Here is a 24,092-nt window from a genome sequence, read left to right on the forward strand (position 1 = left end):
TTTCGGGCTAGGCCGCCTGTAAAAAGGAAGAAGCAAGATGACGCCGATCAAAACGATCCAAGACCTTGAGGCGCGGTATGGCATGCCCGGACCGGCCGCCACGCAAAAGGTGGCGCGCCGCATGACGCCGGAGTTTCGCACTTGGCTCACCCGGTCGCGGTTTTGCATTCTCTCAACGGTGGGACCCGAGGGCACCGACGCCTCGCCGCGCGGTGACGATGGCGCTGTGGTGCGCGAATTGGATGCCGGGACGCTGGCCTTGCCGGATTGGCGCGGCAACAATCGGATCGACAGCCTGCGCAATATCGTCCGTGATCCGCGGATCTCTTTGATGTTGTTTGTGCCGGGGTCCAATAATGTGGTGCGGATCAATGGCCGGGCTTTTGTCACGGGCGACGATGATCTGTGTCGCTCTTTTGAAAAAGGCGGACGTCATCCCCGGACCGTCATCGTGATCGAGATTTCTGAGATTTATACGCAATGCGCGCGTGCTTTGATCCGCTCCGGGCTTTGGGCTGCGGGGGACGAAAGTGCAGGCCTGCCGAGTGTGGGCGATATTTTGGCGGCGCTGACTGAGGGCCGTGTCGGCGGCAAAGCCTATGATGAAGAATGGCCGGAACGTGCCGCCAACAGCATGTGGTGAAAAAAAACGCCGCGTGAGGGCGGCGTTTTCTGTGACATATGACTGAATTAGGCGGCGAGCCCTTTTGAGCCGACATCCAAGAATTTCTTGCGACGCTCTTTCAGGATCGCATCGGGTTTCTTCTTTTTCAGCGGCGCAAGCAGGGCTTCAATCGCTTTGCCAACGGCGGCGATGGTTGCTTGTGGGTCGCGTTGCGCGCCGCCCAAAGGTTCGGGAATGATCTGATCAATCACACCGAGTTTCTGCAAATCCTGCGCGGTCAGGCGCAGGGCCTCTGCCGCCTCGCGCATTTTTTCCGCGTCTTTCCAAAGGATCGAGGCACAGCCTTCCGGGGTGATCACCGAATAGACCGAATGTTCCAACATCGCGACCTTATTGGCCGATGCAAACGCCACAGCGCCACCAGAGCCACCTTCGCCAATGATCACAGAAATCAGCGGCACTTTGAGTTGTAGGCATTTTTCAGTGGAGCGGGCAATGGCTTCGGATTGGCCGCGTTCTTCGGCACCTTTACCGGGGTAGGCACCGGGGGTGTCCACCAAGGTGATGACCGGCAGGCCAAACCGATCCGCAAGTTCCATCAAACGGATGGCTTTGCGATAGCCTTCGGGACGCGCCATGCCGAAATTACGTTCGATTCGCGACTTGGTGTCATGGCCCTTTTCCTGACCGATCACCACAACGGGTTGGTCATTAAACCGGGCCAGACCACCCATCACCGCATGGTCATCGGCAAAGTTACGGTCGCCCGCCAAGGGCGTGTATTCGGTAAAAAGCGCGTCAATATAATCGCGGCAATGCGGACGATCCGGGTGACGCGCAACCTGACATTTGCGCCAAGGGGTCAAGCCTTTGTAGAGGTCTTTGAGCATATCGGCGGCTTTTTTATCGAGCCCTGCCGCCTCTTTTTCCACATCCATCTCCGCATTGGCCCGCGCCAGGGCGCGCAGTTCTTCGGCTTTGCCTTCGATTTCCGCAAGGGGTTTTTCGAATTCGAGATAATGGGTCATGCTGTACTCCGACACTGGTCTTGTCTGTATATGGCGATTTTCGCGCGCCGGTGCAACTCGGCAAGATTTGCAAAGTGGATCTATGCGAGGACAAGGGGCGAAAGGGAGAAAGAATGGCACAAGATTACGATCATCGCCTGTTGCGTGTGCTCACGTATATCGAGGCCAATTTGGACGGTGATTTGTCGCTGGACCAATTGGCGGGGGTGGCCGCACTCAGCCGATTCCATTTTCATCGGGTGTTTCGCGCGATGACCGGGGAAACCGTGGCACAGGCGGTGCGGCGCGTGCGGTTGCGCGCGGCTGCGGCTGAATTGTTGCGCGGGGATGAGCCGATCGAGGCGATCGCCGCACGGCACGGCTACCACAATCTGTCCAGTTTTTCACGCGCCTTTCGCGATCAAAATGCAATGAGCCCCGGTGCGTTTCGGGAGCGCGGCTTTGTCACGCCTCAGCCGTTGTCCGAGACGCTGCCGCGGCAAAAGGAGTTTGCCATGTACGACATCGACATCCGTGATATGCCCGCCCATCGTCTCGCTGCGATTGCGCATCTGGGTGATTATATGAAAGTGAACCAAGCCTTTGGCAAAGCCGGTGCTGTGCTCGGCGCACGCGGGATGATGCAACAGGCGGGACCGATGATTGGCGTCTATCTGGACGATCCCTCCTCGGTGCCTTTGGATGCGCTGCGCTCCTATGCGGGGATGAGTGTCCCAGAGGGGGCTTTGATCGAAGATCCGTTAGAAGAGATCGCTTTGGTCGGCGGCAAACACGCGGTTTTGCGCTATGTTGGGCCCTATGAGGGCTTGTCTAATGCCTATGCCACGCTGTTTGGATCGTGGTTGCCGCAAAGCGGTGAAGTGCCCCGCGATGCGCCGCCCTATGAGCAGTATGAAAACACGCCGATGGACACAGCGCCCGAAGATTTGGTCACGTTGATCTGCGTGCCTTTGCAGTAAAAAATACGCCCTGAGGATTGCTCCTCAGGGCGCGGGTCACCTCAACAGTCAGGGCCTCCCCGCCCCACCCGGAGGAGATCAGCTTTTGGCGATCAATTCGGACTGGGCCACGATGACCTCAGCCTGTTTGATCGACGCGATGTCAACAAGGCGGCCTTTGTACACGGTCGCGCCTTCGCCATTGGCTTTGGCGATTTCCATGGCGGCCAAAATTTCGCGGGCCTCTGCCACGGCTTCGTCCGAGGGGGTGAACACCTCATTGGCCAAGGCGATTTGTTTCGGGTGGATCGCCCATTTGCCGACCATACCCAATGTCGCGGACCGGCGCGCTTGGGCGCGGTAGCCTTCGTCATCGGAGAAATCTCCAAATGGACCATCAACCGGCAACACGCCATGGGTGCGGCAGGCGGCGACGATGGCGGTTTGGGCCCAATGCCACGGGTCGGAATAGTGGCGGGTGTCGCCGTGCAGCATGTAATAGTTTTCCTGCGTGCCGCCGATGCCGGTGGTTTGCATGCCCATCGAGGCGGCAAAATCCGCAGCGCCAAGGCTCATCGCCACCATGCGTGGGGAGCTTGCGGCAATCGCTTCGACATGGGCAAGACCTGCGGCCGATTCGATGATCACTTCGAAAGTGATCCGCTTGGTGCGGCCCTTGGCGCGCTCAATCGCGGTGACCAATGCGTCAACGGCATAAATGTCTTCGGCGCAGCCGACTTTCGGGATCATGATTTGATCCAGACGTTCACCGGCCTGTTCCAAAAGATCGACCACATCGCGATACCAATAAGGGGTGTCGAGCGAGTTGATCCGCACAGCCAGCGTTTTCTTGCCCCAATCAATCGTGTTGATGGCTTCAATGATGTTGGCACGGGCGACGTCTTTGTCGGAAGGTGCGACAGAATCCTCAAGGTCGAGGTTGATCACATCCGCGTCCGATGCCGCCATTTTGGGGAACAGTTTGGTGTTTGAGCCTGGGCCAAAAAGTTGGCACCGGTTTGGCCGTTCCACGGGGGTGGGCTGAAGGCGGAAGGACATGTCGGTTCCTTTCGGTAACGATGTTTCTAAATTGATGTTCGCATTGATATAATCTTGCGCAAATATCCGCAAGGGTCATTTTGCTCCTGCGGCAAATCCCGAATACCTCCGTAAACCAAGTTTATTTTTTGCCTATTTTGTGAACAGAAGAGAGTTCCTCCCAAAAATATTAAAAAAATGATACATTTATCCCAAAAGGACAGTGTTGCTGCCCAATTTTCGAAGCACATTGCAGCGATTCACACGCACATTCATTCAAACGCAACTGGAGAGCTGCCATGATTGAAACGCCATACCTTCTTTTCCTCGGAGACGCCCCCGACCAACTGGCCGCGAAAGTGGCGCAGGGGATCAAGGACTGGCGTCCTGAATTTGCCGTCGGCCAATTCCGCATGGATGGTTGTAAAGCCGATATGAAATTGCCCGACATGGACCTCAATGAGGCCAAAGCGGCGGACGCAAAGACGCTGGTGATCGGTGTGGCCAACCGGGGTGGCGTGATCAGCCCGGCTTGGAAAAAAGTTCTGATCCAAGCGCTGGAAGAGGGGTTCGATCTGGCATCGGGCCTTCATAACCTGCTGCGCGACGAGGAAGATCTCGCTGCCGTGGCCAAAGCCTGCGGTCGCACGTTGCATGACGTGCGTGTCCCTTCGGTGAAATACCCCATTGCCAATGGCGTAAAGCGGTCCGGCAAACGCTGTTTGGCTGTTGGCACCGATTGTTCGGTGGGGAAAATGTACACCGCGCTGGCGATGGACGCGGAAATGCGCGCACAGGGGCTGAAATCCACCTTCCGCGCCACGGGTCAGACCGGCATTCTGATCACCGGCGACGGCGTGCCTTTGGATGCGGTCGTGGCCGATTTTATGGCGGGCTCGATCGAATATCTGACGCCCGACAATGACGACGACCATTGGGATTTGATCGAGGGGCAGGGCAGCTTGTTCCACGTGTCTTATTCTGGCGTGACCATGGCCTTGGTCCATGGCGGTCAACCGGACGCGCTGATCCTGTGCCACGAACCGACCCGTGACCATATGCGCGGCTTGCCGGGCTATGCTTTGCCGACGCTTGAAGTACTGCGCGATGTGGCGTTGACCTTGGCCAAAGTGGCAAACCCCGCTTGCGTCGTGGTTGGTATCTCCGTGAACACCCAACACATGTCCGAAGAGGAGGCCGTCGCCTATCTTGGTCGGGTTGAAGCCGAAATGGGCCTGCCTGCTGTCGATCCGTTCCGCCATGGCGCGGCGCGTCTGGTTGAAGCCTTGGCGAACGTTTAAGGTGAAACGAGGGCGTCTTTGGGCGCCCTCATATTTTTAGGGAAGAGATCATGACCAAGCTCACCGTCACCTCCGAGAGTTTTCGTTTGGCCGAGGTCTTTACCATCTCGCGCGGGTCGCGCACCGAGGCCAAAGTCCTGACCGTGCGCGCCACGGATGGCGATCTGATGGGCTGGGGCGAATGCGTGCCCTATGCGCGCTATGGTGAAAGCCTTGAGAGCGTCGCGGACGAGATCATGGCGCTGCCCGAGGACATCACGCGCGCGAGCCTGCAAGAGGCGCTTCACCCCGGTGCTGCGCGCAATGCGGTGGATTGTGCGCTTTGGGATTTGGAGGCAAAGCGGGCCGGAAAACGCGTCTGGCAGATGTTGGATCTGCCTGCACCGATCCCGATGATCACGGCCTACACGCTCTCGCTTGGCACGCCCGAAAGCATGCAGGCCGCCGCCGCCAAACATGCGCACCGACCGTTGTTGAAAATCAAACTCGGCACGCCCGATGACATGGCCCGCCTTGAGGCGGTGCGTCGCGGTGCGCCAAAATCGAAAATTATTGTGGACGCGAACGAGGGATGGTCCGCCGAGGTCTATTCAGACCTTGCGCCGCATTTGGTGCGGCTTGGCGTGCAGCTTGTGGAGCAACCCTTGCCTGCGGGGCAGGATGATATGTTGGCGGAGATTGAGAGACCCCTTCCGGTCTGCGCCGACGAGTCCTGTCATGATCGGGCGAGTCTCCCGGATTTGAAGGGCAAATACGATGTCATCAACATCAAGCTCGACAAAACCGGGGGGCTCACCGAGGCCTTGGAATTGCGCAATGCCGCAAGGGCCGAAGGTTACGGCATCATGGTCGGCTGTATGGTCGGGACCTCTTTGGCGATGGCCCCAGCGGTGCTTGTCGCCCAAGGTGCGCGCGTTGTGGACCTTGACGGACCTTTGCTTTTGGCCGAAGACCGTGACGAACCATTAAAATTCGACGCGCAGGGCGTTCACCCGCCTGTGCGCGCGCTTTGGGGCTAACTCAGCCCCGTCATTTAAGGAGATCATGATGACGCGCACCGTCTATGTGAACGGCGAATACCTGCCGGAAACCGAGGCCAAAGTATCCATTTTCGACCGTGGCTTCCTGATGGCGGATGCGGTGTATGAGGTCACATCGGTGATCGGTGGCAAGTTGATCGACTTTGCAGGCCATACTGCGCGCCTTGAGCGTTCGCTGTCCGAGCTTGAGATGGTGTCCCCGGTCACCATGGACGAACTTTTGGCGATCCACCGTGAATTGATCGCGAAAAACGACATTGACGAAGGCGGTGTCTATCTTCAGATCACTCGTGGTGCGGGCTCTGATCGTGATTTCGTCTGGCCGGACCCCGAAGAGGTGCCGGGTGGTATCGTGCTTTTCACCTTTGCCAAGCCGCTTTTGAATTCCAAAACCATGGACGAAGGCATCAAGGTGATTTCCGTCGAAGACCTGCGTTGGGGCCGTCGCGACATCAAAACCACCCAGTTGCTCTACCCATCTCTGGCCAAAATGAAGGCGAAAAAGGCGGGCTGTTCGGATGCGTGGCTGGTCGAAGATGGCTTTGTGACCGAGGGCTACGCCAACAACGCCTATATCGTCAAAGACGGCACGATCATCACCCGCCAACTGTCCAACGACATTCTGCATGGCATCACCCGCGCCGCGATCCTGCGCTTTGCCAAAGAGGCACAGATCAAGATCGAAGAGCGCCCCTTTACCATTGCCGAGGCGCAAGAGGCGGATGAGGCATTCGTGACCTCCGCGACTGGATTTTCTCAGCCGGTGATCGAAATTGACGGCGCGATGATTGCCGATGGTACGCCGGGGCCGATCGCCAAACGCCTGCGTGAGATTTATGTCGAAGAGATGCTGAAAACCGCGATTTGATCCAGTTGACCAGATTGAAGAAAGCCCGCCAATTTGGCGGGCTTTTTGATGTGTGATCAGCGGTTTTGTCGAGTTTACGCGCTGGTGATATAGTAGATGTCAGATGAGGCCAGATCCGCGATGGTGACGCCTTGGATGATCGACACGGGCTCTCCATTGATGAGCAGTGTCACCCCGTCGCTGGTCTCCACCGCATCGGCGGTCACTTCCGCATCGGTGAGATCCTGAACATAGATGTTCAACGTATCTTCGCTGGCGTTGAAATCGGTGACCACAATCGGATCATCTCCGCTGACATAGCTTTGTTCGATGGTGTCCGCCCCTGTGCCGCCCGTGACTCTATCGCCATCATCGGTAAAAATCAGGTCATTGCCCGCGCCACCCAAAAGCACATCAGGGGTGTCGTCATCGCCGTCCACACCATTGATGATGTCGTTGCCGTCATCGCCCGCCAAGGTGTTGGAGCCGAGGCGATCAAGGATAATGTCATCGCCGTCGCCGCCACTGATGTAATCATCGCCAGTCTCAAGGTATTGCGAGCCAAGCATGTTTGGATCGCCCGACGAAATCCCTGAATAATCGTTGCCCTCGCCCAAGAACAAATAGTCGTTGCCATAGCCACCCTCGACCGTGTCATCGCCCTTGCCGCCATAGATCACGTCATCGCCGCCATTGCCTTCGACATAATCGTCACCCGACCCGGCATGGGCCCAGTCATTGCCTGTGCCAAGTGAGATTGTGTCGTTGCCGCCGTAGCCCTGAACAAGGTCATCACCGCCATTTGCGACAATCTCTTCGCCGCCCATGGTGCCAAGGATTTCTTCGCCCTCATCCGTGCCTTCATAGGCGTCGTCCGCCGGGGCCATTTCGACCGTTGTTTCCGGTGTCGGCTGTTCTGGCATATCCTCTAAAGGATCGTCGTCCGTCTCGGTTTCAGTGTCATCAGACGAGTCGCCGAGATCCAAAGCGTAAATCACGCCGATCAGCATTGGAAAAGCGAGCAGTGCAAGAAGCATGTTCAAATCCTTGAGCTTATAAAATTCGATGTTGTGGCAAATGAAAACACCCCTGCTCGGCTATTTCAGAGCGGGGTGTTTTGGTCAATATAGTATTAATATTACAATGAGTTGCGCGCAACAGTCTCAAAAATTACACAAGACTGTTGTGCAATGGGAAACTATGGTTTGTCAGCTTCGCCTACGTTTTCGGCAAAGGCCGTTTTGAACGCGTCTTGTTGTTCGGCGCTCGCTTCCGTCTGAGACTGGGTTTTCCAGTCCTCATAGGGCATCCCGTAATACAGCTCGCGCGCCGCGTCTTTGCTCATCTCAATGCCACGCTCATTGGCGGCCTCTTGCACCCAGCGCGACAGGCAATTGCGGCAAAACCCGGCCAGATTCATCATGTCGATGTTTTGCACGTCGGTGCGTTTTTCCATCAAATGCGCGCGCAGGGTGCGAAAGGCGGCGGCCTCAAGTTCGATCATGGTTTTTGCGTCGATTTGGTCCATCTGACTTATCCTTTCACACGTTTGGCATAGGCGGTTTTGTTCATGTCGCGGACATCGACGGACAGGCTGCCGACACTGGGCAGCACCGCATCCATCGCGTGCAACACGATGTCGGACAGTCGCGCTTTGGTGTCATCGGCGCGCCCGGCCAAAAGGTAGAGCGTGGCATGGGCGAAGGTCTGCGGTTCCGTTCCGATGTGGAAATAGGGCTGTGGCCGGGCACGAATTTTGAGCGCCGGGGCGTTGATTTCGACATCCAAAATCAGCGCGTCAAACACGGATTTACAGAGCAAATCCATGTCAAAGCTGGCTTCTAAACCAGCGGAAAAATCAATCACGACATGGGGCATGGGTTACAGTCCTGTTGCTTTGAGGGTCTCGGTTAAAATCGGGGCCAAAAGCCCCGCCCATAGGCGCTGATCCGCCTCAGTTTCGATCAGATCAGAACGCAGTTCAATCAACAGATTGAGCCGCCCGTGTTTGAGCGCATGGGTGTCAATTGCATCGCCGGGCAGGTGGCCATCATAAGGGTCGTTGTCGCCAATCACCAATCGTTCGCCACGCCGCTCAACTTCGGCTTTTAAGGCCGGTGCGGCCTCCAGCGCCTTGATGAACGGATCGGTGATGCGGCGATCATAGGCCGACAGAATGCCGACCTGCCACGGGCGGGGAGGGCGGTTTTTGAGTTGCGGCGTAAAGGAATGCACCGCACAGATCACCACGTCGTCACGCTGTGCGGCCAGCGCTTCGTAGGCGGCGTGATAGGGGTGATGATAGGCCGTGATCCGGCGTGTAACCTCTTTGGCGTTGGCATGGCGATTACCGGCAATGATCGTGCCATCATAGAGTTTCATCACCAAAGTCGGGTCGGTTTCGCCCCGATTTGGGTCGATCACAAGCCGCGAAAAATCGGTTTCGATGCTGGGGCTGTCCAACAGGCGCGCCAATTCCCGCGTGACCCCGCGCGCGCCAATGTCATAGGCAATATGACGCGCCATATCGGCCTCAGAGAGGCCAAGGTCGCCGCCCAATTCCTCAGGCACGCGGTTCGTCGCGTGGTCGCAGGTCACCAAAAAGCGACCCGGACGATCCACGCCAAAGATGTGAAATGGGGCTTTTGCGGTCATTTTAACGTCACCTTGCCATGTCATTGCCATGTCATTTCCCCAATACGCGCTTTGATGGGAAAGGGCCAGTTGTGCCGCAAGGCCATTTGCGGCATAGAGGGGGTGGCCCGCCGCGAACCTACAAAAACCGAGAGGATTTAAGGCAAAATGAGACGCCTTCGGAATGTGAAAATCGTGGCCACTTTGGGCCCCGCTTCCAATGACTATACAACCATCCGCGCGCTGTCAGAGGCCGGTGCGGATGTGTTCCGTTTGAATATGAGCCATGGCGACCACGAAGAAATCCGTGCCCGTCACGCGATCATTCGCAAGATCGAAACCGATCTTGGCCGCCCGATTGCCATTTTGGCCGACCTTCAGGGGCCGAAATTGCGGGTGGGTAAATTTGCCTCCGGCGCGCATGATTTGGAGGAGGGCGACAAGTTCCGCCTCGATCTGGACGCGGCGGATGGCGATGGCAAGCGCGTGCAACTGCCGCACCCCGAAATTTTCGCAGCGCTCAAACCCGGCGCTTCGTTGTTGGTCAATGACGGTAAAATTCGCCTCACCGTCGAAGACTGCGGTGAAGATTACGCCAATTGCGTTGTGATGGTTGGCGGGACGATTTCGAACCGCAAAGGCGTGAACGTCCCCGATGTGGTGCTGCCGCTGGCCGCGCTGTCGCCGAAAGACCTTAAAGATCTCGAATTCGTCTGCGAACTCGGCGTCGATTGGGTGGCGCTGTCGTTTGTGCAGCGTCCCGAAGATGTGCTTCAGGCTAAAGAACTGGTCAAAGGCCGCGCGTCGGTTTTGGCCAAGATCGAAAAGCCTTCTGCGGTCGAGAGTTTTGATGACATCCTGGCCGTTTCTGACGGGATTATGGTCGCGCGCGGTGATTTGGGCGTGGAATTGCCAGTTCAGGCCGTTCCGCCAATCCAAAAACGCCTGACGCGCAAATGTCGCGCCGCCGCCAAGCCGGTGATCGTTGCGACCCAGATGCTTGAGAGCATGATCGAAAGCCCGATGCCCACCCGCGCCGAAGTGTCTGACGTGGCGACCGCCATCTATGAGGGCGCCGACGCCATCATGTTGTCGGCGGAATCTGCGGCGGGCAATTACCCGGTCGAAGCCGTGACCACGATGAGCAATGTGGCCAAAGAGGTCGAAAACGATCCGGTTTACCGCGATGTTTTGGATGCGTCCCGGTCTGGCACCAAAAAGAAAACCGTGGCGGATGCGATTGTGTCTGCGGCGCGTGAAATCGCTGAGACCACTGAAATCAAAGCCATCGTGTGTTATTCCGAATCCGGCACCACGGCGGCGCTGACCGCGCGCGAACGGCCACATGTGCCGATTATTGCCATGACGTCGCGCCGGGGCACCGCGCGCAAGCTGTGCCTCTATTGGGGTATGCATTGCGTCATGACCGGCGAAGTCGAACGGTTCAAAATGGCCGTGGTCAATGCGGCGCGCGCGGCGCGGACATCGGGCTTTGCCACAGAGGCCGATAAAATCGTCGTCATTGCGGGCATTCCGTTCAATCAACCGGGTTCGACCAACATCTTACGCGTCGCGCCTTGCGAGGAACGCTTGATTTTCAACACCGATCCCGAATAATGGCCACAACTTAAGGTCTTTAAGGAACGGCATCATGGATACGGATCTTTTTCTTGTTCTGGGCACCGCGATTTGTGTGCTTGCCGTTCCGGCCTTTGTCAGTGCCTTTTCCGACAGTCGTCCCCCACGGGGGGCGGCGATTATGGTGATGATTGGTGGGGGGCTTTTGGTCGCCGCCGTCACCAAGCACCCCGGCGGATATGCCATCAATGACATCCCGGATGCTGTGATGCGGGTGATAGGGCATTATTTCTAGGCCCTGAGGACACTCAAGGCTTGCAAACTCCCAAAATGGTCTGTAGTTGCACGCGCTCATGGTGCGCGTCCGGCGAAATGGCATGCCGAGTCGCGCGTATAACCATCCGATCACTCGAATAAGGAGATGGAAATGCCAAAGATGAAGACAAAGTCGAGCGCTAAAAAGCGCTTTAAAATGACCGCCACTGGCAAGGTCAAAGCGGGTCAAGCCGGCAAACGCCACGGCATGATCAAGCGTACAACGAAATTTATCCGTGACGCACGTGGGACAACCACGCTCTCCGCACCTGATGCGAAGATCGTGAAATCCTATATGCCGTACAACCGTTAATAGGGAGACTAAGATATGTCCCGCACCAAAGGTGGTACCGTCACCCACGCCCGTCACCGCAAAGTCATCAAAGCCGCAAAAGGCTATTATGGCGCGCGTTCGCGTAACTTCCGCACAGCCACACAGGCTGTCGACAAGGCCAACCAATACGCCACACGCGACCGTAAGGTCCGTAAGCGTAACTTCCGCGCCTTGTGGATTCAGCGGATCAACGCCGCTGTGCGTAGCCACGACGAATCCCTGACATATTCCAAATTCATCAACGGCCTGTCCTTGGCTGGCATCGAAGTGGACCGCAAAGTCCTCGCCGATCTCGCCATCCACGAGCCGGATGCATTTGGCGCCATCGTCAATCAGGCGAAGGCTGCTTTGGCGTAAGCCTTCGCATCTTTGATACGATTTGAGGCCGCCTTTCGGGGCGGCCTTTTCTTTTGGGGGTGGGCCAAGGGTCGTGCGCGCGGTCAAAGACGGGTCGCGCCCTCGGCCTCAGCGATTTTGTAGATGCTGTCATCCGCAAAGCGGTCGCTTTCGGCATTTTGCAGCACCACATGAATGTTCGCGTCGGACAGTTGATCGGGTGTGACCCCAAGCAGTACGGCGTGACCGACACTGGCCCCCTCAAGAGACGCGGCCTCTTCTTCGCTCAATGCAGCGGGTTGCACCAAGGTGCCAGGTCCCAATTCCGTGTCAATCTCTGTCAATGTGTAGGCCATATCGACCGAACTGGCTCCATCAGGCAGGACCGCATCGGCATCATAGACCCCCAGCAAAAGCATGTCTTCGGCGGGGTCAAAGTCGGTGATCACCGCATTCGGATTGTCACCAGATTCGGTATAGACCATCACATGATCTGCTCCCTGCCCAAGAGAGATCAGGTTCACACCATCTTCGATGACAATCCCATCATCGCCATCACCCGCGACGATCACATCGGCGCGGTTGTCATCGGCATAGCTGCGGTCATAACGGCTATCATAGATATTATCATTGCCAGCACCGCCATAGATCACGTCCGATCCATCGCCGCCGACGATAAGATCGTCCCCATCGCCGCCAGACAAAATATCATTGCCCTCTTCGCCGAAAATTTGGTCGTACCCGCCGCGACCAAAGATGGTGTCATCGCCTTCATCGCCAAAGAAGACGTCCCAATTGTCGCCATCAGAGCCCAAAAGCACGTCATCGCCCGCGCCCGCAAAAATCGGATCGCTGCCGCCTGTGATATCATCTGGAATGGCGATAAAGTCGTTATCAGGCGTGCCTTGGTTGTTCGACCAATCGGTGTCCGTGTAGATTTGTAAGAGATCGTCTTCGTTCTCGACCTCACCCTGCGCCAAAATCGGGTCTTCCAAAAACGCGGTTTCCAGATCGTTGATTGCGCTCTCATCCAAAAGCGCCAGATCTTGATCTAAATCGGCCTCTTCAATGTCTTCAGACGGGGATGAATCGAACCAATCAATCAGCCCCGTCATGGAAGCAAGCGCGACCGTTCCCAACGCCGACAAAAGAAATAACTCGAGCATGTCTGAAACCCCCTAACACATGACTCATTCACCTGACTGCCATAGGTTATCTGGCTTTGCGTGGAAATCATCCTTTTTCTCAGGGGTGGCATTGGGCGCAATGCTTGTGTCGCGCGCCCTGTCGCGGTAAGTGCCAGACAAGCAAGTTTCGCACGGGGCCGGACCATGGACGATCTGAAAAACAAATACCTCACCGCCATTCTGACGGCGGGGGACGAGTCGACGCTTGAGGACATTCGTCTTCAGGCCGTCGGCAAAAAAGGCGAAGTCGCTCTCAAGATGCGTGAACTGGGTAAAATGACCCCGGAAGAGCGCCAAGAGATGGGACCGAAACTCAACGCTTTGAAAGACGAGATCAACTCTGCGCTGGCCGCCAAAAAGGTCGCGTTGGAAGATGCCGCTTTGGATGCGCGTTTGGCCGAGGAGTGGTTGGACGTGACTTTGCCGTCGCGCGCCCGTCCGCAGGGCACCATTCACCCGATTTCGCGCGTCTCCGAGGAAATCTACGCCATCTTTGCCGATCTTGGCTTTGCCGTCGCAGAAGGCCCGCAGATCGAAGACGATTGGCACAATTTCGACGCGCTCAACATCGCGCCACATCACCCCGCGCGCCAGGAGCACGACACATTTTACATGCACCGTGCCGAGGGGGATGACCGCCCGAACCACGTTTTGCGCACCCACACCTCGCCGGTGCAAATCCGTTCGATGATCGACCAGGGCGCGCCGATCCGCATCATCGCGCCGGGTCGGGTGTATCGTTCGGATTATGACCAAACCCACACGCCGATGTTCCACCAAGTCGAAGGCATGGCCATCGACAAGGACATCTCCATGGCGAACCTGAAATGGGTGTTGGAGGAATTCTACACCGCGTTTTTCGGCACCAAGGTCAAAACCCGCTTCCGCGCCTCGCATTTCCCTTTCACGGAACCCTCCGCCGAAGTCGATGTGCAATGCCGTTGGGAAAACGGGTCTGTGACCGTGGGCGAAGGCGACGATTGGCTCGAAGTCCTTGGCTCCGGCATGATGCATCCGAACGTGTTGAAATCCGGTGGGATCGACCCCGCACAGTGGCAAGGCTTTGCCTTTGGCATGGGCATCGACCGCTTGGCGATGCTGAAATACGGCATCCCCGATCTGCGGGCGTTCTTTGACAGTGACCTGCGCTGGTTGCGCCACTATGGGTTCAGCCCGCTGGGGGTTCCGACCTTGGCTGGGGGATTCACGGGTAATGGCAAGACCTTCTCTGACTTTTCGGGTCCACCAGAAGCAAGACCCTGAATTTTGGCATGAGTTTTGGTCGCAGTTGTTCAGAGAAGGTGTTTCAAACGCTTTTAAATGGGTTGGCTGGGCACTGCTGCTTGGTGGGCTTGGATATGTTCAAAGTGTAACCGAGAGCAGTTTGCTTGTATTCGTATGGCTGATGTTAAGTCTGGGATTATGGATGAATATCGCTTCAGCGTTTAACTCGTGCATTACTATCATTGTTGGGCGAGGGGAGGCGCAGCGGAAATGGCGCTCTTCTGAAATAGTCATTAATTTGCTATTTCCCCTAGGGTTAACGCTGTGCTTTGGAGAGATCGCAATGCAAACTAGTTTTGCAATCACTGAGTTTCAGAAAGAGCTCTCGGGGCAAGCAGTGAGTGAACTTGGGAAAGAACAATGAAATTCACACACATACCTGACCCAAAGAGCATCTGGAAACTGAGACCAACCTCGACGACATACTGTCCGCGGCAACCGATTTGACTTTCTGAAACGAAAGAATCTACAAAATGACCAACCCAAACGACAACATGGAAGACCTCCAAGTCACCTATCCGGGGGCGGGGACGTTTAAATTGGCCGACACCAAAGCCCGGGTGGAACATCTCAACAGGTTGGTCGCGGCCAAACAAAAAACCGCCACCTGCCTGCCGTGGTCCGAGTTTGAAAACGATCAAGATGCCCTGCCGCAAAAGGGCCGGTGCGACATCATCGCCAACTGGGACGGCACCCCCGCCATGGTCGTGCGCACGGTGAGCGTCGACAAGATCAAGTTCCGCCATGTGACGCCGCAACTGGCGATGGCCGAGGGCGAGGACAAAGACATAGAAGCATGGCGCAAACGCACCGCCAAGGCGTTTGGCACGAAAGGCGTGTTGGATCGCGACACGGTATTGGTGTTTGAAACATTTGAACTGGTTGAGGATTTGAGCGTCCGCTGACGCCCCTCCCATCGCATGATCTAGGCCCGCGCGGGCAAAGGAGAACACGACATGAAATTCACTCTCTCTTGGCTCAAAGAGCATCTGGAAACGGACGCCTCCCTTGATGACATTCTCTATGCGCTCACCGATCTTGGGCTTGAGGTCGAAGGCGTTGAAAACCCCCGCGATGCGCTTAAGGGGTTTAAATTGGTCAAGGTCCAAGAGGCCGAGCCACATCCGGACGCTGACAAATTGCGTGTATGCAAAGTTGAAACCGACGAGGGCATGACCCAGATCGTGTGCGGCGCACCGAACGCGCGGGCGGGCATCACCGCCGTTTTGGCCAAGCCCGGCATGTATATCCCAGGTTTGGATATCACCATTTCGGTCGGCAAAATCCGCGGCGTCGAAAGCCACGGTATGATGGCGTCGATGCGCGAACTGAACCTTGGCGAAGATCACGATGGGATCATCGAGCTTGAGGGCGGCGAGATCGGCATGGAATTCGCCGATTATCTGGCCCAGACTGACCCGTCGAAAGTCGATCCGGTGATCGAGATTGCGATCACGCCGAACCGCCCCGACGCGCTTGGTGTGCATGGCATTGCCCGTGATCTGGCGGCGCGGGGTCTTGGCACGTTGAAGCCGCTCAAGGTTGAGACCGTCGCGGGCACATTCGCCAATCCGATCTCGGTTGAAATCACAGAGGCGGCCAAGGATGGCTGTTACCTCTTTGGCGGGCGCTATATCCGCGGCGTGAAAAACGGCCCCTCGCCGATGTGGTTGCAGGACCGTTTGACCGCCATCGGCCTGCGTCCGATTTCCATTTTGGTCGATGTCACCAACTTCTTCACCTATGATCGCAACCGCCCGCTGCACGTGTTTGACGCGGCAACGGTCAAAGGCGGTTTGGTGATTGATCGCGCGACAGGCGGCGAGGAATTGTTGGCCTTGGATGAGAAGACCTACACAATGCCCGAGGGCGCGCTGTGTATTTTCTCAGGCGGCAAGGTCGAGAGCATCGGCGGCATCATGGGCGGCGAAGAGACCGGATGTTCCGATGATACCGTCGATGTGTTCGTCGAGGCCGCCGTGTGGAACACGCTCGACATCGCCAAGGCCGGGCGCGCGTTGAAAGTCAATTCGGACGCGCGCTATCGCAACGAGCGCGGCATTGATCCGGCCTATAATATGCAGGCCTTGGATGATGCCACCGCGATGATCCTTGCGCTTTGTGGTGGTGAGGCCTCTGAGGTGGTGATGGCGGGGGCCGTGCCTGATGTGTCGCGCGCCTATCGCCTTGATACCGACCGGGTGCAAAGCCTTGTTGGCATGGACATCGCGCCTGCGCGTCAGGTCGCCATTTTGGAAAGCCTCGGCTTTGTCATGGACGGCGATATGGCCGAGGTGCCAAGCTGGCGTCCCGACGTGTTGGGCGAGGCCGATTTGGTTGAAGAGGTCGCCCGCGTTGAAAGCCTCACGCACCTCGCGCCAAAGGCCATGACCCGCCCCGCAGGCGTGGCCAAAGCAATCCTGACGCCGATGCAGGTGCGTGAAAGTTCCGCGCGCCATCAAGCGGCGGCCTTGGGCTATAACGAATGCGTCACCTATTCTTTCGTGGACGAAAAATCCGCCAAACTCTTTGGTGGCGGCACCGACGCGGTGCGCCTTGAGAACCCGATTTCGTCCGAGATGAGCCATATGCGCCCCGATCTTTTGATCGGTCTGTTGCAAGCCGCCGCACGCAATCAGGCGCGCGGGTTTGCCGATCTGTCGCTGTTTGAATGCGGCCCGGCGTTTCATGGTGGAGAGCCGGGTGAGCAACACCTGCAAGTGGCGGGTGTTTTGGTCGGGGCCTCTGGTCCAAAAGACGTCCATGGCGCGCGCCGGGTGATGGATCTGTATGACGCAAAAGCCGATGCAGAGGCGGTTTTGGCCGCCATCGGTGCCCCCGCCAAGGCGCAAATCCTGCGCAACACCTCGCCGTGGTTCCACCCCGGTCGGTCGGGCAAAATCTGTCTCGGTCCGAAAAAGGTCTTGGCGCAGTTCGGTGAATTGCACCCGAAAGTGCTCAAGGAAATGGGCGTCAAAGGCACGGCAATGGCCTTTACCGTTTATCTCGAAGAGACGCCTTTGCCGCGTGGCACCAAAGTGGCGCGCTCGGCGTTTTTCACCAATGATTTGCAAGCGGTCGAACGCGATTTCGCCTTTGTCGTCGACAAATCCGTCAACGCGTTGGATTTGGTCAATGCGGCGGCAGGTGTCGACAAGGTGCTGATTGAAGAAGTCCGTGTGTTTGACGAATTCATCGGCGGCTCGTTGGGCGAAGATAAAAAATCACTCGCGATCACTGTGCGTCTTCAACCCGCGGATGCGACCTTGAAAGACAAAGATCTCGAAGAGATTTCGGCCAAGATTGTCGCCAAAGTCGAAAAGGCCACCGGCGGCACGTTGCGCGGCTGATCGGTCTTAAAATGTGAGGAAAGCGGCGTCTATTCGGCGCCGTTTTTCAATTCGACAATCGCGTAGGGCACGTCGATTGTTTTCACGTCTTCGAACCGATAGGGCAGGGTGGCGCTGTGGTGCGTGAGCTTGGCGACAGTTTCCGGTTTGATGCCGTGCTCGGCCAAAATCGCCTCAGACCGCGCGATCATATCGCCCCCAACCAGCACCACCGAAACCGTGTCCGGCGCGGGAGAACGGTTGGGCAGCGGGGCGAGGGCTTGCCAGTCTGGGCGATGATATTTCAGGTTGCCGACGAAGTAATAATTGCCGCTGATCACTGCGACCGGACCCTCGGGCAGGTCTGCGGCAATGGCATCCGCCAAGACATCCACCCGCATCGAATCTGATCCCGCGCCGCGCAGCCTTGTGTCGGCCATGGCAACCAAGATCAAGGCGGCCAAGGCGGCGCAAACGGCCAAAAGTGCGCGTCCCGTGCGCGGGCCGAGGCTTTGCGTAGCCCAGATCATCAGGCCGCTGGAAAGCGGCACCAACATCGGCAACAGCCAACGCGGTTGAACATCCGTCACGCCAAATCCAACAACAGCCAGTGCACCCAATCCCAATCCGATCATCCCGGCGCGCATCAGCCAAAGCGCCAGCGGCATCGCGGCGCCAAAGCGCAAAGCGGCGCGGCCTTGTGCCAAGCGCGCCACGATGAGGACCAAGAGCAACAGCGCCAGCGCCGCAAGCGTTTGAACACCGTATTCGGCCAAACCCGCCAGCCATGTGGGCAGGGCTTCGTATTTCGGCGGATAGTAGAATTTATAGGCCGAGGCCATGGTTTGGTCCGAGTGCAGGACCATCCACGCCATCGGTGCGATGAGGATCAGGGCGGCGGCAATCCCCGATTGCCACAGGGTGCGCCACATCAATCGAGCCCTGATCTCTGGCACGGTGAGGGCGGAGAGGAACAGCGTCAGCGGGAAGAGCCAAAAGTTAAACTTGGCGAGCCCGCCCAGCCCAAGGGCCAGACCAAGTGCGATAGGGTGCCACCGCTTCGGCGCTTCTATCTGACGCGCCATCACCCAAAAGGTTGCGGCCATCGTGGCCAGCATGGCGATGCTGTGTGATCCGGCGCGTTGTCCTTCCCACGACACATTGGGCAAAAGCAGCAGCGCAAGCGTGCCAAGCATCGCCGCTTGACGCGGAACACTCCGCCGCAAGCCGTCAAAAAGCAGCGCATAGGTGACAAAGAGCAAGAGGTTTTTGGTCGCTGCGACTGCGAATGTATTGGCCCCAAACAGAGCAAACGCCCCGGCTTGGACCCAATTATAAAGTGGCGCTTGTGGCCCATAGCCCAAGTGGACCTCTTGCGCCATGACGAACATTTCGGCCTCATCGACCTCGAACGACCCGCCCAGGGCCGTTCGAAGCACAGCGTGGGCCGCGAAATAGGCGGCGATGATCCAGATGAATAGCCGGTCCTGCTTCATGATCCCTCTGTCTCAGCGCCTGACACTGCGCCGTTTATTCCGGCCGCGCCGGGATGTTTTTGGCGCGCGCCACCGCAGGTCGGGCATAAAAGCGGGCGACATAGGCGGGCACATTTTTCAAATCGTTATAGCCTGTCACCTCCTTTGCGCCATAGAAATCAAGCGCATTGAGCCAAGGAGCAATGGCCATATCGGCAATCGAATATTCCCCCACAATCCAATCACGTCCCTCAAGCTGCGCGTCCACAACGGCCAAAAGGCGCTTGGCCTCACCGATGTAACGATCGCGTGCGGTTGGGTCCTCCATTTTGGCGCCAGCGAATTTGTAAAAGAACCCAAGTTGACCGAACATCGGGCCAAGACCGCCCATTTGGAACATCAGCCACTGGATCGTCTGATAGCGCGTCTTTGGGTCTTTAGAGAGGAATTTTCCAGACTTTTCCGCGAGATAAATCAGGATTGCGCCGGATTCAAACATCTCGATTTGCGCCCCATCCGGGCCGTTCGGGTCAATGATGGCGGGGATTTTGTTGTTTGGGTTGAGTGCCAAAAAATCAGGGCTTTTGACATCCGCATCGGCCAAGGTGACCAGATGCGGCTCATAGGCCAGCCCCATTTCCTCAAGCGCGATGGAGACTTTGACCCCATTTGGCGTGGGATAAGAGTAGAGCTGAATTTTTTCAGGCTCGGTTGCGGGCCAACGGGCGGAAATCGGGTGTTTGACGGTCTGGGTCATCGGAGCTCCTAGCGTGGGAGGATTGCGGTGAAGGTCTTGTTCAATTTCCCCTAAGGTATTGCTGGAATGCCGAAAGAAAACCATTAAAGGATGTGCGTCAATGTGTTACGCAATGTGCGTCACTGCGTCGTTTGGATGCGGCGGGATATGGAAGAACGGGGACAGAGAATGTTCAAAGAATTTAAAGATTTCATCGCCAAAGGCAATGTCATGGACATGGCGGTTGGTATCATCGTTGGTGCCGCCTTTACTGCGATCGTCAGCTCGATGGTTGCTGATATGATCAACCCGCTCATCGGTCTGTTCACCGGCGGTTTGGATTTCACCAACAACTATTTGGTTCTCTCTGGCGATGTGCCTGCGGGGGCGTCTTTGGACGCGGCACGCGAAGCCGGCGCGGCGGTGTTTGCCTATGGCTCCTTTATCATGGCGGTCATCAATTTCCTGATCATCGCATTTGTGGTGTTCATGTTGGTGCGCTACGTCAACAAACTCAAAGCCGCAGCCATGCCTCCGAAAGAGGTAACCCCTGCCGCACCAGCAGGTCCGTCCGAACTCGATATCCTGATCGAAATTCGCGACGCGTTGAAAAAGTAACAAGCCCAGCGCTCGAAAATCATCAAAACACATCAAAAAGGCCCGTTGGATTGTTCCAACGGGCCTTTTCTCGTGATGCTGTGGGCATCACGTCTCGGGGACACATCTTTCATACGCAACAAGCGGGCAGATCCGTCGCCGCTTGCTGAAAAAAATATATTGTGGGAGATTGGGGCGAATTATCGGGAAAAACCGGGAGAGGCTGCCAAGATGATCAAAATTGACGAAACGGATCGGCGGATTTTGCGAATTTTACAGCGGAAGGGCCGCATATCGAACGCCGATCTCGCACAAGAGGCCAATGTGTCGAGCTCGGCCTGTCATCGCCGGGTGCAGCGGCTTGAGGCCGAAGGGTTGATCCGTGATTACGTCGCGCTTTTGGACCCGCGCCATTTGGACCGCCGCTCCACCGTCTTTGTCGAGGTCACGCTCACCAGTCAAGCGGATGATATTTTGCACGCCTTTGAAAAAGCGGTGCGCAATGTGCCCGACGTGTTGGAATGTCACCTGATGGCGGGCAAGGCGGATTATATCCTCAAAGTTGTCGCCGCCGACACCGATCACTTTGCCCAAATCCACCGTCGCCTTGTCGCCTTGCCCGGGGTGCAAACCATGCAATCGTCCTTTGCCATGCGCACCGTGTTCAAAACCACGGCATTACCTGTCTAAAGGTCTGGGTTTGGCGAATTGCCTTGCCTATGATAAGTCTACGACCTGTCGCATTTGGGAGGAGGCGGCATCATGGCACGCATAAACCACGCAGAACACGTCATTTCTACTGTCGAATCGGGGTCCGTTGGCACACGTTTGACGGCCAGTTGGCGACGGTCTTTGAAAAAGCACGGGCTTGATCCCGAACGTCCGGTGACACCGCGGCGGTTTTCTGAGGCGGAAATTTCTGAGCGTCGTGAACGGCTTGGAGGCTTTATGGATCTCGCTTCGCCGAAACTCGATCAATTGTTTCAAATGGTTGGCAACACCGGTTGTTCGGTGATGATGACGGATCGGGACGGGGTGGTGTTGGATCAACGCTCCAAAGATGCCGATTCTGACACGTTTCAATCCTGGGGGCTGTGGACCGGCGCCGATTGGTCGGAGGAATCCGAGGGCACCAATGGCATCGGCACCTGTATCGCCGAGGCGCGTCAGATCACGATCCACCGCGACGAACATTTCCTGAGCCGCAACACATTGATGTCCTGTATGGATGCGCCGATTTTTGGCCCTGATGGCGAATTGATCGCAGCCCTTGATGTGTCGTCCTGTCGTGCCGATCAAACCGAAGCCTATGCGCGGTTGATTTCCAATGTTGTGGCCCAAACAGCGAAGCAAATAGAAACAGATGCCTTCCGCGCCGCTTTCCCAAAGGCCCGGATCATCACCGCCCCGGAAGATCGCCCGGATGGGGCGGTTCTTTTGGCGGTGGATCATGACGATTTGATCATCGGTGCCACCCGTGCGGCGCGCCGTGCGTTTGGACTGGGGCAGGGGGCGCATATCGTGCCCACACCGGCCTCGGATATTCTGGGCCGGGATAGCACGGTTTCCGCCTTGGAGCGGGCCGAGCGGGCGGCGTTGAAACGGGCGATTGCGCGGGCTGGTGGCAATGTGTCTGCGGCGGCGCGTGAACTTGGAATCGGCCGTGCGACGCTCTATCGCCGGATGAAACGGCTCGGGATTGGGGAGAATGGTGAAAACTGATCCGCACCTGTCTCACCCCTGAGACATTGCCGCGCTGCGGCGTTTGAAAGAGGGGGTGACCGCAGCTTAAGCTAGCGTTCACACTCTCTTCATATGTTGGCGTGGGAGACGTCAACACCTTGAGGAGGAAAACAATGAACGTTCAAGCTGACGCGAGCGCACAGTACGCATCGCCTTTCAAAGCCCGTTATGACAACTTTATCGGTGGTAAATTTACCCCGCCTGTCCACGGCAAATATTTCGACAACACCACGCCGATCACCGGCCAGAAAGTGTGTGAAGTGGCCCGTTCTGACGCGGCCGATGTCGAGCTGGCCTTGGATGCCGCTCATGCTGCCAAAGCTGCATGGGGCACAACCAGCGCCACAGAGCGTGCCAACATCCTGTTGAAAGTTGCAGACCGGATCGAAGAGCACCTCGAAACCATCGCAACGGCAGAAACCTGGGACAACGGCAAGCCGATCCGTGAAACCATGGCTGCTGATATTCCGCTTTCCGCCGACCACTTCCGCTATTTCGCGGGTGTTCTGCGTGGCCAAGAAGGCTCCATGTCGGAAATCGACGCGGACACTATCGCCTATCACTTCCATGAGCCTCTGGGCGTTGTCGGTCAGATCATCCCGTGGAACTTCTCCATCCTGATGGCTGCTTGGAAAATCGCGCCTGCTCTGGCCGCAGGTAACTGTATCGTGCTGAAACCGGCAGAACAGACTCCGGCTGCGATCATGGTGTTCATGGAAATCATCGCCGACCTGCTGCCGGCTGGTACGCTCAACATCGTCAACGGCTATGGCGCCGAAGTCGGTGCACCGCTTGCTCGCTCGCCGCGCATTGCGAAAATCGCCTTCACCGGCTCGACCGCAACTGGTCGGATGATCATGCAATACGCCACCGAGAACCTGATCCCGGTGACGTTGGAGTTGGGTGGCAAATCGCCGAACATCTTCTTCTCCGACGTGATGCGCGAAGATGACGCTTTCCTCGACAAAGCTGTCGAAGGCTTCGTTCTCTTTGCTTTCAACCAAGGCGAAGTGTGTACCTGCCCGTCGCGTGCTTTGATCCAGGAAGACATCTACGAAGAGTTCATGGAGCGTTGCATTGCGCGTGTGAAAGCCATCAAACAAGGCGATCCGCGCGACATCAACACCATGGTTGGCGCTCAGGCCTCTGCCGAGCAGCAGGAAAAAATCCTGTCCTACCTGACCATCGGTCGCGAAGAAGGCGCCGAAGTTCTTGTGGGTGGCGATGCTGCGCGCTTTGGTGGCGATCTCAAAGACGGCTATTACATCCAGCCGACCATCCTCAAAGGCCACAACAAAATGCGTGTGTTCCAAGAGGAAATCTTTGGCCCAGTTGTCTCCGTGACCACCTTTAAAACCGAAGAAGAAGCGCTCGAAATCGCCAACGACACGATGTATGGCCTCGGGGCTGGCGTTTGGTCGCGTGACATGAACACTTGCTACCGCTTCGGCCGCCACATTCAGGCCGGTCGTGTTTGGGTGAACAACTACCACGCTTACCCGGCTCACGCTGCATTTGGTGGCTACAAACAGTCCGGCGTTGGACGTGAAAACCACAAAATGATGCTCGATCATTACCAGCAAACCAAAAACATGCTGGTGTCTTACAACCCGAACAAACTCGGGTTCTTCTAAGCTCCTCCCCGTGGGGACGCGCGGTTTGCGTGTCCCCTCACTCTACAGGGCGTGGCTTCGGCTGCGCCCTGTCCCCTTTTTGGTGTCTTGCTG

26 protein-coding genes are annotated in these 24,092 nt (G+C 57.0%); 17 read left to right on the plus strand and 9 right to left on the minus strand.

What is annotated here, in order from left to right:
• Positions 1 to 37: 37 nt before the first annotated feature.
• Positions 38 to 643: a pyridoxamine 5'-phosphate oxidase family protein gene (locus DA792_RS18750; RefSeq protein ID WP_107721982.1), complete on the plus strand. Its 606-nt coding sequence runs from the start codon at positions 38 to 40 to the stop codon at positions 641 to 643.
• A gap of 47 nt (positions 644 to 690) precedes the next feature.
• Here DA792_RS18750 and DA792_RS18755 read toward each other — a convergent pair whose 3' ends face one another.
• Positions 691 to 1,653 (minus strand): acetyl-CoA carboxylase carboxyltransferase subunit alpha, encoded by a 963-nt coding sequence (locus tag DA792_RS18755; protein WP_107721984.1) that lies wholly within the window; start codon positions 1,651 to 1,653, stop codon positions 691 to 693.
• 113 nt (positions 1,654 to 1,766) lie between these two features.
• On the opposite strand from DA792_RS18755, the gene DA792_RS18760 reads away from it, so the two are divergent.
• Positions 1,767 to 2,612, plus strand: coding sequence for an AraC family transcriptional regulator (locus DA792_RS18760; RefSeq protein ID WP_107721986.1), 846 nt, complete (start codon positions 1,767 to 1,769; stop codon positions 2,610 to 2,612).
• Positions 2,613 to 2,690: 78 nt separating this feature from the next.
• Here the strand turns inward: DA792_RS18760 and DA792_RS18765 are convergent, their stop codons facing one another.
• A complete protein-coding gene (locus DA792_RS18765; RefSeq protein WP_107721988.1) occupies positions 2,691 to 3,650 on the minus strand; it encodes an L-malyl-CoA/beta-methylmalyl-CoA lyase in 960 nt (319 codons plus the stop codon).
• A gap of 278 nt (positions 3,651 to 3,928) precedes the next feature.
• On the opposite strand from DA792_RS18765, the gene dgcN reads away from it, so the two are divergent.
• The 3 genes from dgcN to DA792_RS18780 are packed head-to-tail and all read left to right on the plus strand — an operon-like array spanning position 3,929 to position 6,838.
• Positions 3,929 to 4,930, plus strand: a complete 1,002-nt coding sequence (gene dgcN / locus DA792_RS18770; protein WP_107721990.1) for an N-acetyltransferase DgcN — start codon at positions 3,929 to 3,931, stop codon at positions 4,928 to 4,930.
• A 50-nt stretch (positions 4,931 to 4,980) separates the two neighbouring features.
• Positions 4,981 to 5,949: an N-acetyl-D-Glu racemase DgcA gene (gene dgcA / locus DA792_RS18775; RefSeq protein WP_107721992.1), complete on the plus strand. Its 969-nt coding sequence runs from the start codon at positions 4,981 to 4,983 to the stop codon at positions 5,947 to 5,949.
• Between the two features lie 28 nt (positions 5,950 to 5,977).
• A complete protein-coding gene (locus DA792_RS18780; RefSeq protein ID WP_107721994.1) occupies positions 5,978 to 6,838 on the plus strand; it encodes a D-amino-acid transaminase in 861 nt (286 codons plus the stop codon).
• Between the two features lie 74 nt (positions 6,839 to 6,912).
• Here the strand turns inward: DA792_RS18780 and DA792_RS18785 are convergent, their stop codons facing one another.
• The 4 genes from DA792_RS18785 to DA792_RS18800 all read right to left on the minus strand — a co-directional run bounded on the left by DA792_RS18785 (position 6,913) and on the right by DA792_RS18800 (position 9,472).
• Positions 6,913 to 7,854, minus strand: a complete 942-nt coding sequence (locus DA792_RS18785; protein WP_107721996.1) for a calcium-binding protein — start codon at positions 7,852 to 7,854, stop codon at positions 6,913 to 6,915.
• Positions 7,855 to 8,015: 161 nt separating this feature from the next.
• Positions 8,016 to 8,345 (minus strand): DUF1244 domain-containing protein, encoded by a 330-nt coding sequence (locus DA792_RS18790; RefSeq protein ID WP_417267947.1) that lies wholly within the window; start codon positions 8,343 to 8,345, stop codon positions 8,016 to 8,018.
• Positions 8,346 to 8,350: 5 nt separating this feature from the next.
• On the minus strand, positions 8,351 to 8,695 hold the full coding sequence (locus DA792_RS18795; protein ID WP_107721998.1) for a 5-carboxymethyl-2-hydroxymuconate Delta-isomerase: 345 nt from the start codon (positions 8,693 to 8,695) through the stop codon (positions 8,351 to 8,353).
• A 3-nt stretch (positions 8,696 to 8,698) separates the two neighbouring features.
• Positions 8,699 to 9,472, minus strand: coding sequence for an N-formylglutamate amidohydrolase (locus DA792_RS18800; protein WP_107722777.1), 774 nt, complete (start codon positions 9,470 to 9,472; stop codon positions 8,699 to 8,701).
• 147 nt (positions 9,473 to 9,619) lie between these two features.
• Between DA792_RS18800 and pyk the strand changes: the two genes are divergently transcribed.
• The 4 genes from pyk to rplT all read left to right on the plus strand — a co-directional run bounded on the left by pyk (position 9,620) and on the right by rplT (position 12,035).
• Positions 9,620 to 11,068, plus strand: a complete 1,449-nt coding sequence (gene pyk, locus DA792_RS18805) for a pyruvate kinase (RefSeq protein WP_107722000.1) — start codon at positions 9,620 to 9,622, stop codon at positions 11,066 to 11,068.
• A gap of 34 nt (positions 11,069 to 11,102) precedes the next feature.
• Positions 11,103 to 11,324, plus strand: coding sequence for a hypothetical protein (locus DA792_RS18810; protein ID WP_009572393.1), 222 nt, complete (start codon positions 11,103 to 11,105; stop codon positions 11,322 to 11,324).
• Positions 11,325 to 11,456: 132 nt separating this feature from the next.
• Positions 11,457 to 11,657: a 50S ribosomal protein L35 gene (rpmI, locus tag DA792_RS18815; RefSeq protein WP_009572394.1), complete on the plus strand. Its 201-nt coding sequence runs from the start codon at positions 11,457 to 11,459 to the stop codon at positions 11,655 to 11,657.
• Between the two features lie 15 nt (positions 11,658 to 11,672).
• A complete protein-coding gene (gene rplT / locus DA792_RS18820; RefSeq protein WP_009572395.1) occupies positions 11,673 to 12,035 on the plus strand; it encodes a 50S ribosomal protein L20 in 363 nt (120 codons plus the stop codon).
• Between the two features lie 83 nt (positions 12,036 to 12,118).
• On the opposite strand, the gene DA792_RS18825 is transcribed toward rplT, so the two are convergent.
• Positions 12,119 to 13,180 carry a calcium-binding protein gene (locus DA792_RS18825; protein ID WP_107722002.1) on the minus strand — a complete coding sequence of 354 codons (1,062 nt, stop codon included), beginning with the start codon at positions 13,178 to 13,180 and terminating at the stop codon, positions 12,119 to 12,121.
• A gap of 165 nt (positions 13,181 to 13,345) precedes the next feature.
• Here DA792_RS18825 and pheS point away from each other — a divergent pair, with 165 nt between their 5' ends.
• The 4 genes from pheS to pheT all read left to right on the plus strand — a co-directional run bounded on the left by pheS (position 13,346) and on the right by pheT (position 17,835).
• On the plus strand, positions 13,346 to 14,464 hold the full coding sequence (gene pheS / locus DA792_RS18830) for a phenylalanine--tRNA ligase subunit alpha (protein ID WP_107722004.1): 1,119 nt from the start codon (positions 13,346 to 13,348) through the stop codon (positions 14,462 to 14,464).
• Positions 14,415 to 14,849 (plus strand): hypothetical protein, encoded by a 435-nt coding sequence (locus DA792_RS22310; protein WP_159075322.1) that lies wholly within the window; start codon positions 14,415 to 14,417, stop codon positions 14,847 to 14,849. The genes pheS and DA792_RS22310 overlap by 50 nt, the downstream gene beginning before the upstream one ends.
• Positions 14,850 to 14,958: 109 nt before the next feature.
• A complete protein-coding gene (locus DA792_RS18840) occupies positions 14,959 to 15,390 on the plus strand; it encodes an ASCH domain-containing protein (protein WP_107722008.1) in 432 nt (143 codons plus the stop codon).
• A gap of 51 nt (positions 15,391 to 15,441) precedes the next feature.
• Entirely contained in the window at positions 15,442 to 17,835 is a 2,394-nt protein-coding gene (gene pheT, locus DA792_RS18845) for a phenylalanine--tRNA ligase subunit beta (RefSeq protein WP_107722010.1), read from the plus strand.
• 29 nt (positions 17,836 to 17,864) lie between these two features.
• Here pheT and DA792_RS18850 read toward each other — a convergent pair whose 3' ends face one another.
• Together DA792_RS18850 and DA792_RS18855 are read right to left on the minus strand one after the other, a co-directional pair.
• Complete coding sequence (locus DA792_RS18850; protein WP_107722012.1) at positions 17,865 to 19,310, minus strand: ArnT family glycosyltransferase; 1,446 nt, start codon at positions 19,308 to 19,310, stop codon at positions 17,865 to 17,867.
• A 34-nt stretch (positions 19,311 to 19,344) separates the two neighbouring features.
• The gene (locus DA792_RS18855; protein WP_107722014.1) at positions 19,345 to 20,046 is read right to left on the minus strand and encodes a glutathione S-transferase N-terminal domain-containing protein; all 702 of its coding nucleotides are present in this window, start codon (positions 20,044 to 20,046) and stop codon (positions 19,345 to 19,347) included.
• A gap of 168 nt (positions 20,047 to 20,214) precedes the next feature.
• On the opposite strand from DA792_RS18855, the gene mscL reads away from it, so the two are divergent.
• The 4 genes from mscL to adh all read left to right on the plus strand — a co-directional run bounded on the left by mscL (position 20,215) and on the right by adh (position 23,999).
• Entirely contained in the window at positions 20,215 to 20,643 is a 429-nt protein-coding gene (gene mscL / locus DA792_RS18860) for a large conductance mechanosensitive channel protein MscL (RefSeq protein WP_107722016.1), read from the plus strand.
• A 213-nt stretch (positions 20,644 to 20,856) separates the two neighbouring features.
• A complete protein-coding gene (locus DA792_RS18865; RefSeq protein ID WP_040402438.1) occupies positions 20,857 to 21,312 on the plus strand; it encodes an Lrp/AsnC family transcriptional regulator in 456 nt (151 codons plus the stop codon).
• Positions 21,313 to 21,384: 72 nt separating this feature from the next.
• On the plus strand, positions 21,385 to 22,344 hold the full coding sequence (locus DA792_RS18870) for a GAF domain-containing protein (protein ID WP_107722018.1): 960 nt from the start codon (positions 21,385 to 21,387) through the stop codon (positions 22,342 to 22,344).
• Positions 22,345 to 22,478: 134 nt separating this feature from the next.
• Positions 22,479 to 23,999 carry an aldehyde dehydrogenase gene (gene adh / locus DA792_RS18875; RefSeq protein ID WP_107722020.1) on the plus strand — a complete coding sequence of 507 codons (1,521 nt, stop codon included), beginning with the start codon at positions 22,479 to 22,481 and terminating at the stop codon, positions 23,997 to 23,999.
• Positions 24,000 to 24,092 lie beyond the last annotated feature (93 nt).

It is taken from the genome of Celeribacter baekdonensis, from assembly GCF_003047105.1.
In the GTDB taxonomy this organism is placed as follows: Bacteria; Pseudomonadota; Alphaproteobacteria; order Rhodobacterales; family Rhodobacteraceae; genus Celeribacter; species Celeribacter baekdonensis_B.

Excerpts from the sequence above, each read along its gene's own strand:
- DA792_RS18750 (WP_107721982.1), top strand. The coding sequence starts at position 38 with ATGACGCCGATCAAAACGATCCAAGACCTTGAGGCGCGGTATGGCATG.
- DA792_RS18755 (WP_107721984.1), bottom strand. The coding sequence starts at position 1,653 with ATGACCCATTATCTCGAATTCGAAAAACCCCTTGCGGAAATCGAAGGC.
- DA792_RS18760 (WP_107721986.1), top strand. The coding sequence starts at position 1,767 with ATGGCACAAGATTACGATCATCGCCTGTTGCGTGTGCTCACGTATATC.
- DA792_RS18765 (WP_107721988.1), bottom strand. The coding sequence starts at position 3,650 with ATGTCCTTCCGCCTTCAGCCCACCCCCGTGGAACGGCCAAACCGGTGC.
- dgcN (WP_107721990.1), top strand. The coding sequence starts at position 3,929 with ATGATTGAAACGCCATACCTTCTTTTCCTCGGAGACGCCCCCGACCAA.
- dgcA (WP_107721992.1), top strand. The coding sequence starts at position 4,981 with ATGACCAAGCTCACCGTCACCTCCGAGAGTTTTCGTTTGGCCGAGGTC.
- DA792_RS18780 (WP_107721994.1), top strand. The coding sequence starts at position 5,978 with ATGACGCGCACCGTCTATGTGAACGGCGAATACCTGCCGGAAACCGAG.
- DA792_RS18785 (WP_107721996.1), bottom strand. The coding sequence starts at position 7,854 with ATGCTTCTTGCACTGCTCGCTTTTCCAATGCTGATCGGCGTGATTTAC.
- DA792_RS18790 (WP_417267947.1), bottom strand. The coding sequence starts at position 8,345 with ATGGACCAAATCGACGCAAAAACCATGATCGAACTTGAGGCCGCCGCC.
- DA792_RS18795 (WP_107721998.1), bottom strand. The coding sequence starts at position 8,695 with ATGCCCCATGTCGTGATTGATTTTTCCGCTGGTTTAGAAGCCAGCTTT.
- DA792_RS18800 (WP_107722777.1), bottom strand. The coding sequence starts at position 9,472 with ATGACCGCAAAAGCCCCATTTCACATCTTTGGCGTGGATCGTCCGGGT.
- pyk (WP_107722000.1), top strand. The coding sequence starts at position 9,620 with ATGAGACGCCTTCGGAATGTGAAAATCGTGGCCACTTTGGGCCCCGCT.
- DA792_RS18810 (WP_009572393.1), top strand. The coding sequence starts at position 11,103 with ATGGATACGGATCTTTTTCTTGTTCTGGGCACCGCGATTTGTGTGCTT.
- rpmI (WP_009572394.1), top strand. The coding sequence starts at position 11,457 with ATGCCAAAGATGAAGACAAAGTCGAGCGCTAAAAAGCGCTTTAAAATG.
- rplT (WP_009572395.1), top strand. The coding sequence starts at position 11,673 with ATGTCCCGCACCAAAGGTGGTACCGTCACCCACGCCCGTCACCGCAAA.
- DA792_RS18825 (WP_107722002.1), bottom strand. The coding sequence starts at position 13,180 with ATGCTCGAGTTATTTCTTTTGTCGGCGTTGGGAACGGTCGCGCTTGCT.
- pheS (WP_107722004.1), top strand. The coding sequence starts at position 13,346 with ATGGACGATCTGAAAAACAAATACCTCACCGCCATTCTGACGGCGGGG.
- DA792_RS22310 (WP_159075322.1), top strand. The coding sequence starts at position 14,415 with ATGGCAAGACCTTCTCTGACTTTTCGGGTCCACCAGAAGCAAGACCCT.
- DA792_RS18840 (WP_107722008.1), top strand. The coding sequence starts at position 14,959 with ATGACCAACCCAAACGACAACATGGAAGACCTCCAAGTCACCTATCCG.
- pheT (WP_107722010.1), top strand. The coding sequence starts at position 15,442 with ATGAAATTCACTCTCTCTTGGCTCAAAGAGCATCTGGAAACGGACGCC.
- DA792_RS18850 (WP_107722012.1), bottom strand. The coding sequence starts at position 19,310 with ATGAAGCAGGACCGGCTATTCATCTGGATCATCGCCGCCTATTTCGCG.
- DA792_RS18855 (WP_107722014.1), bottom strand. The coding sequence starts at position 20,046 with ATGACCCAGACCGTCAAACACCCGATTTCCGCCCGTTGGCCCGCAACC.
- mscL (WP_107722016.1), top strand. The coding sequence starts at position 20,215 with ATGTTCAAAGAATTTAAAGATTTCATCGCCAAAGGCAATGTCATGGAC.
- DA792_RS18870 (WP_107722018.1), top strand. The coding sequence starts at position 21,385 with ATGGCACGCATAAACCACGCAGAACACGTCATTTCTACTGTCGAATCG.
- adh (WP_107722020.1), top strand. The coding sequence starts at position 22,479 with ATGAACGTTCAAGCTGACGCGAGCGCACAGTACGCATCGCCTTTCAAA.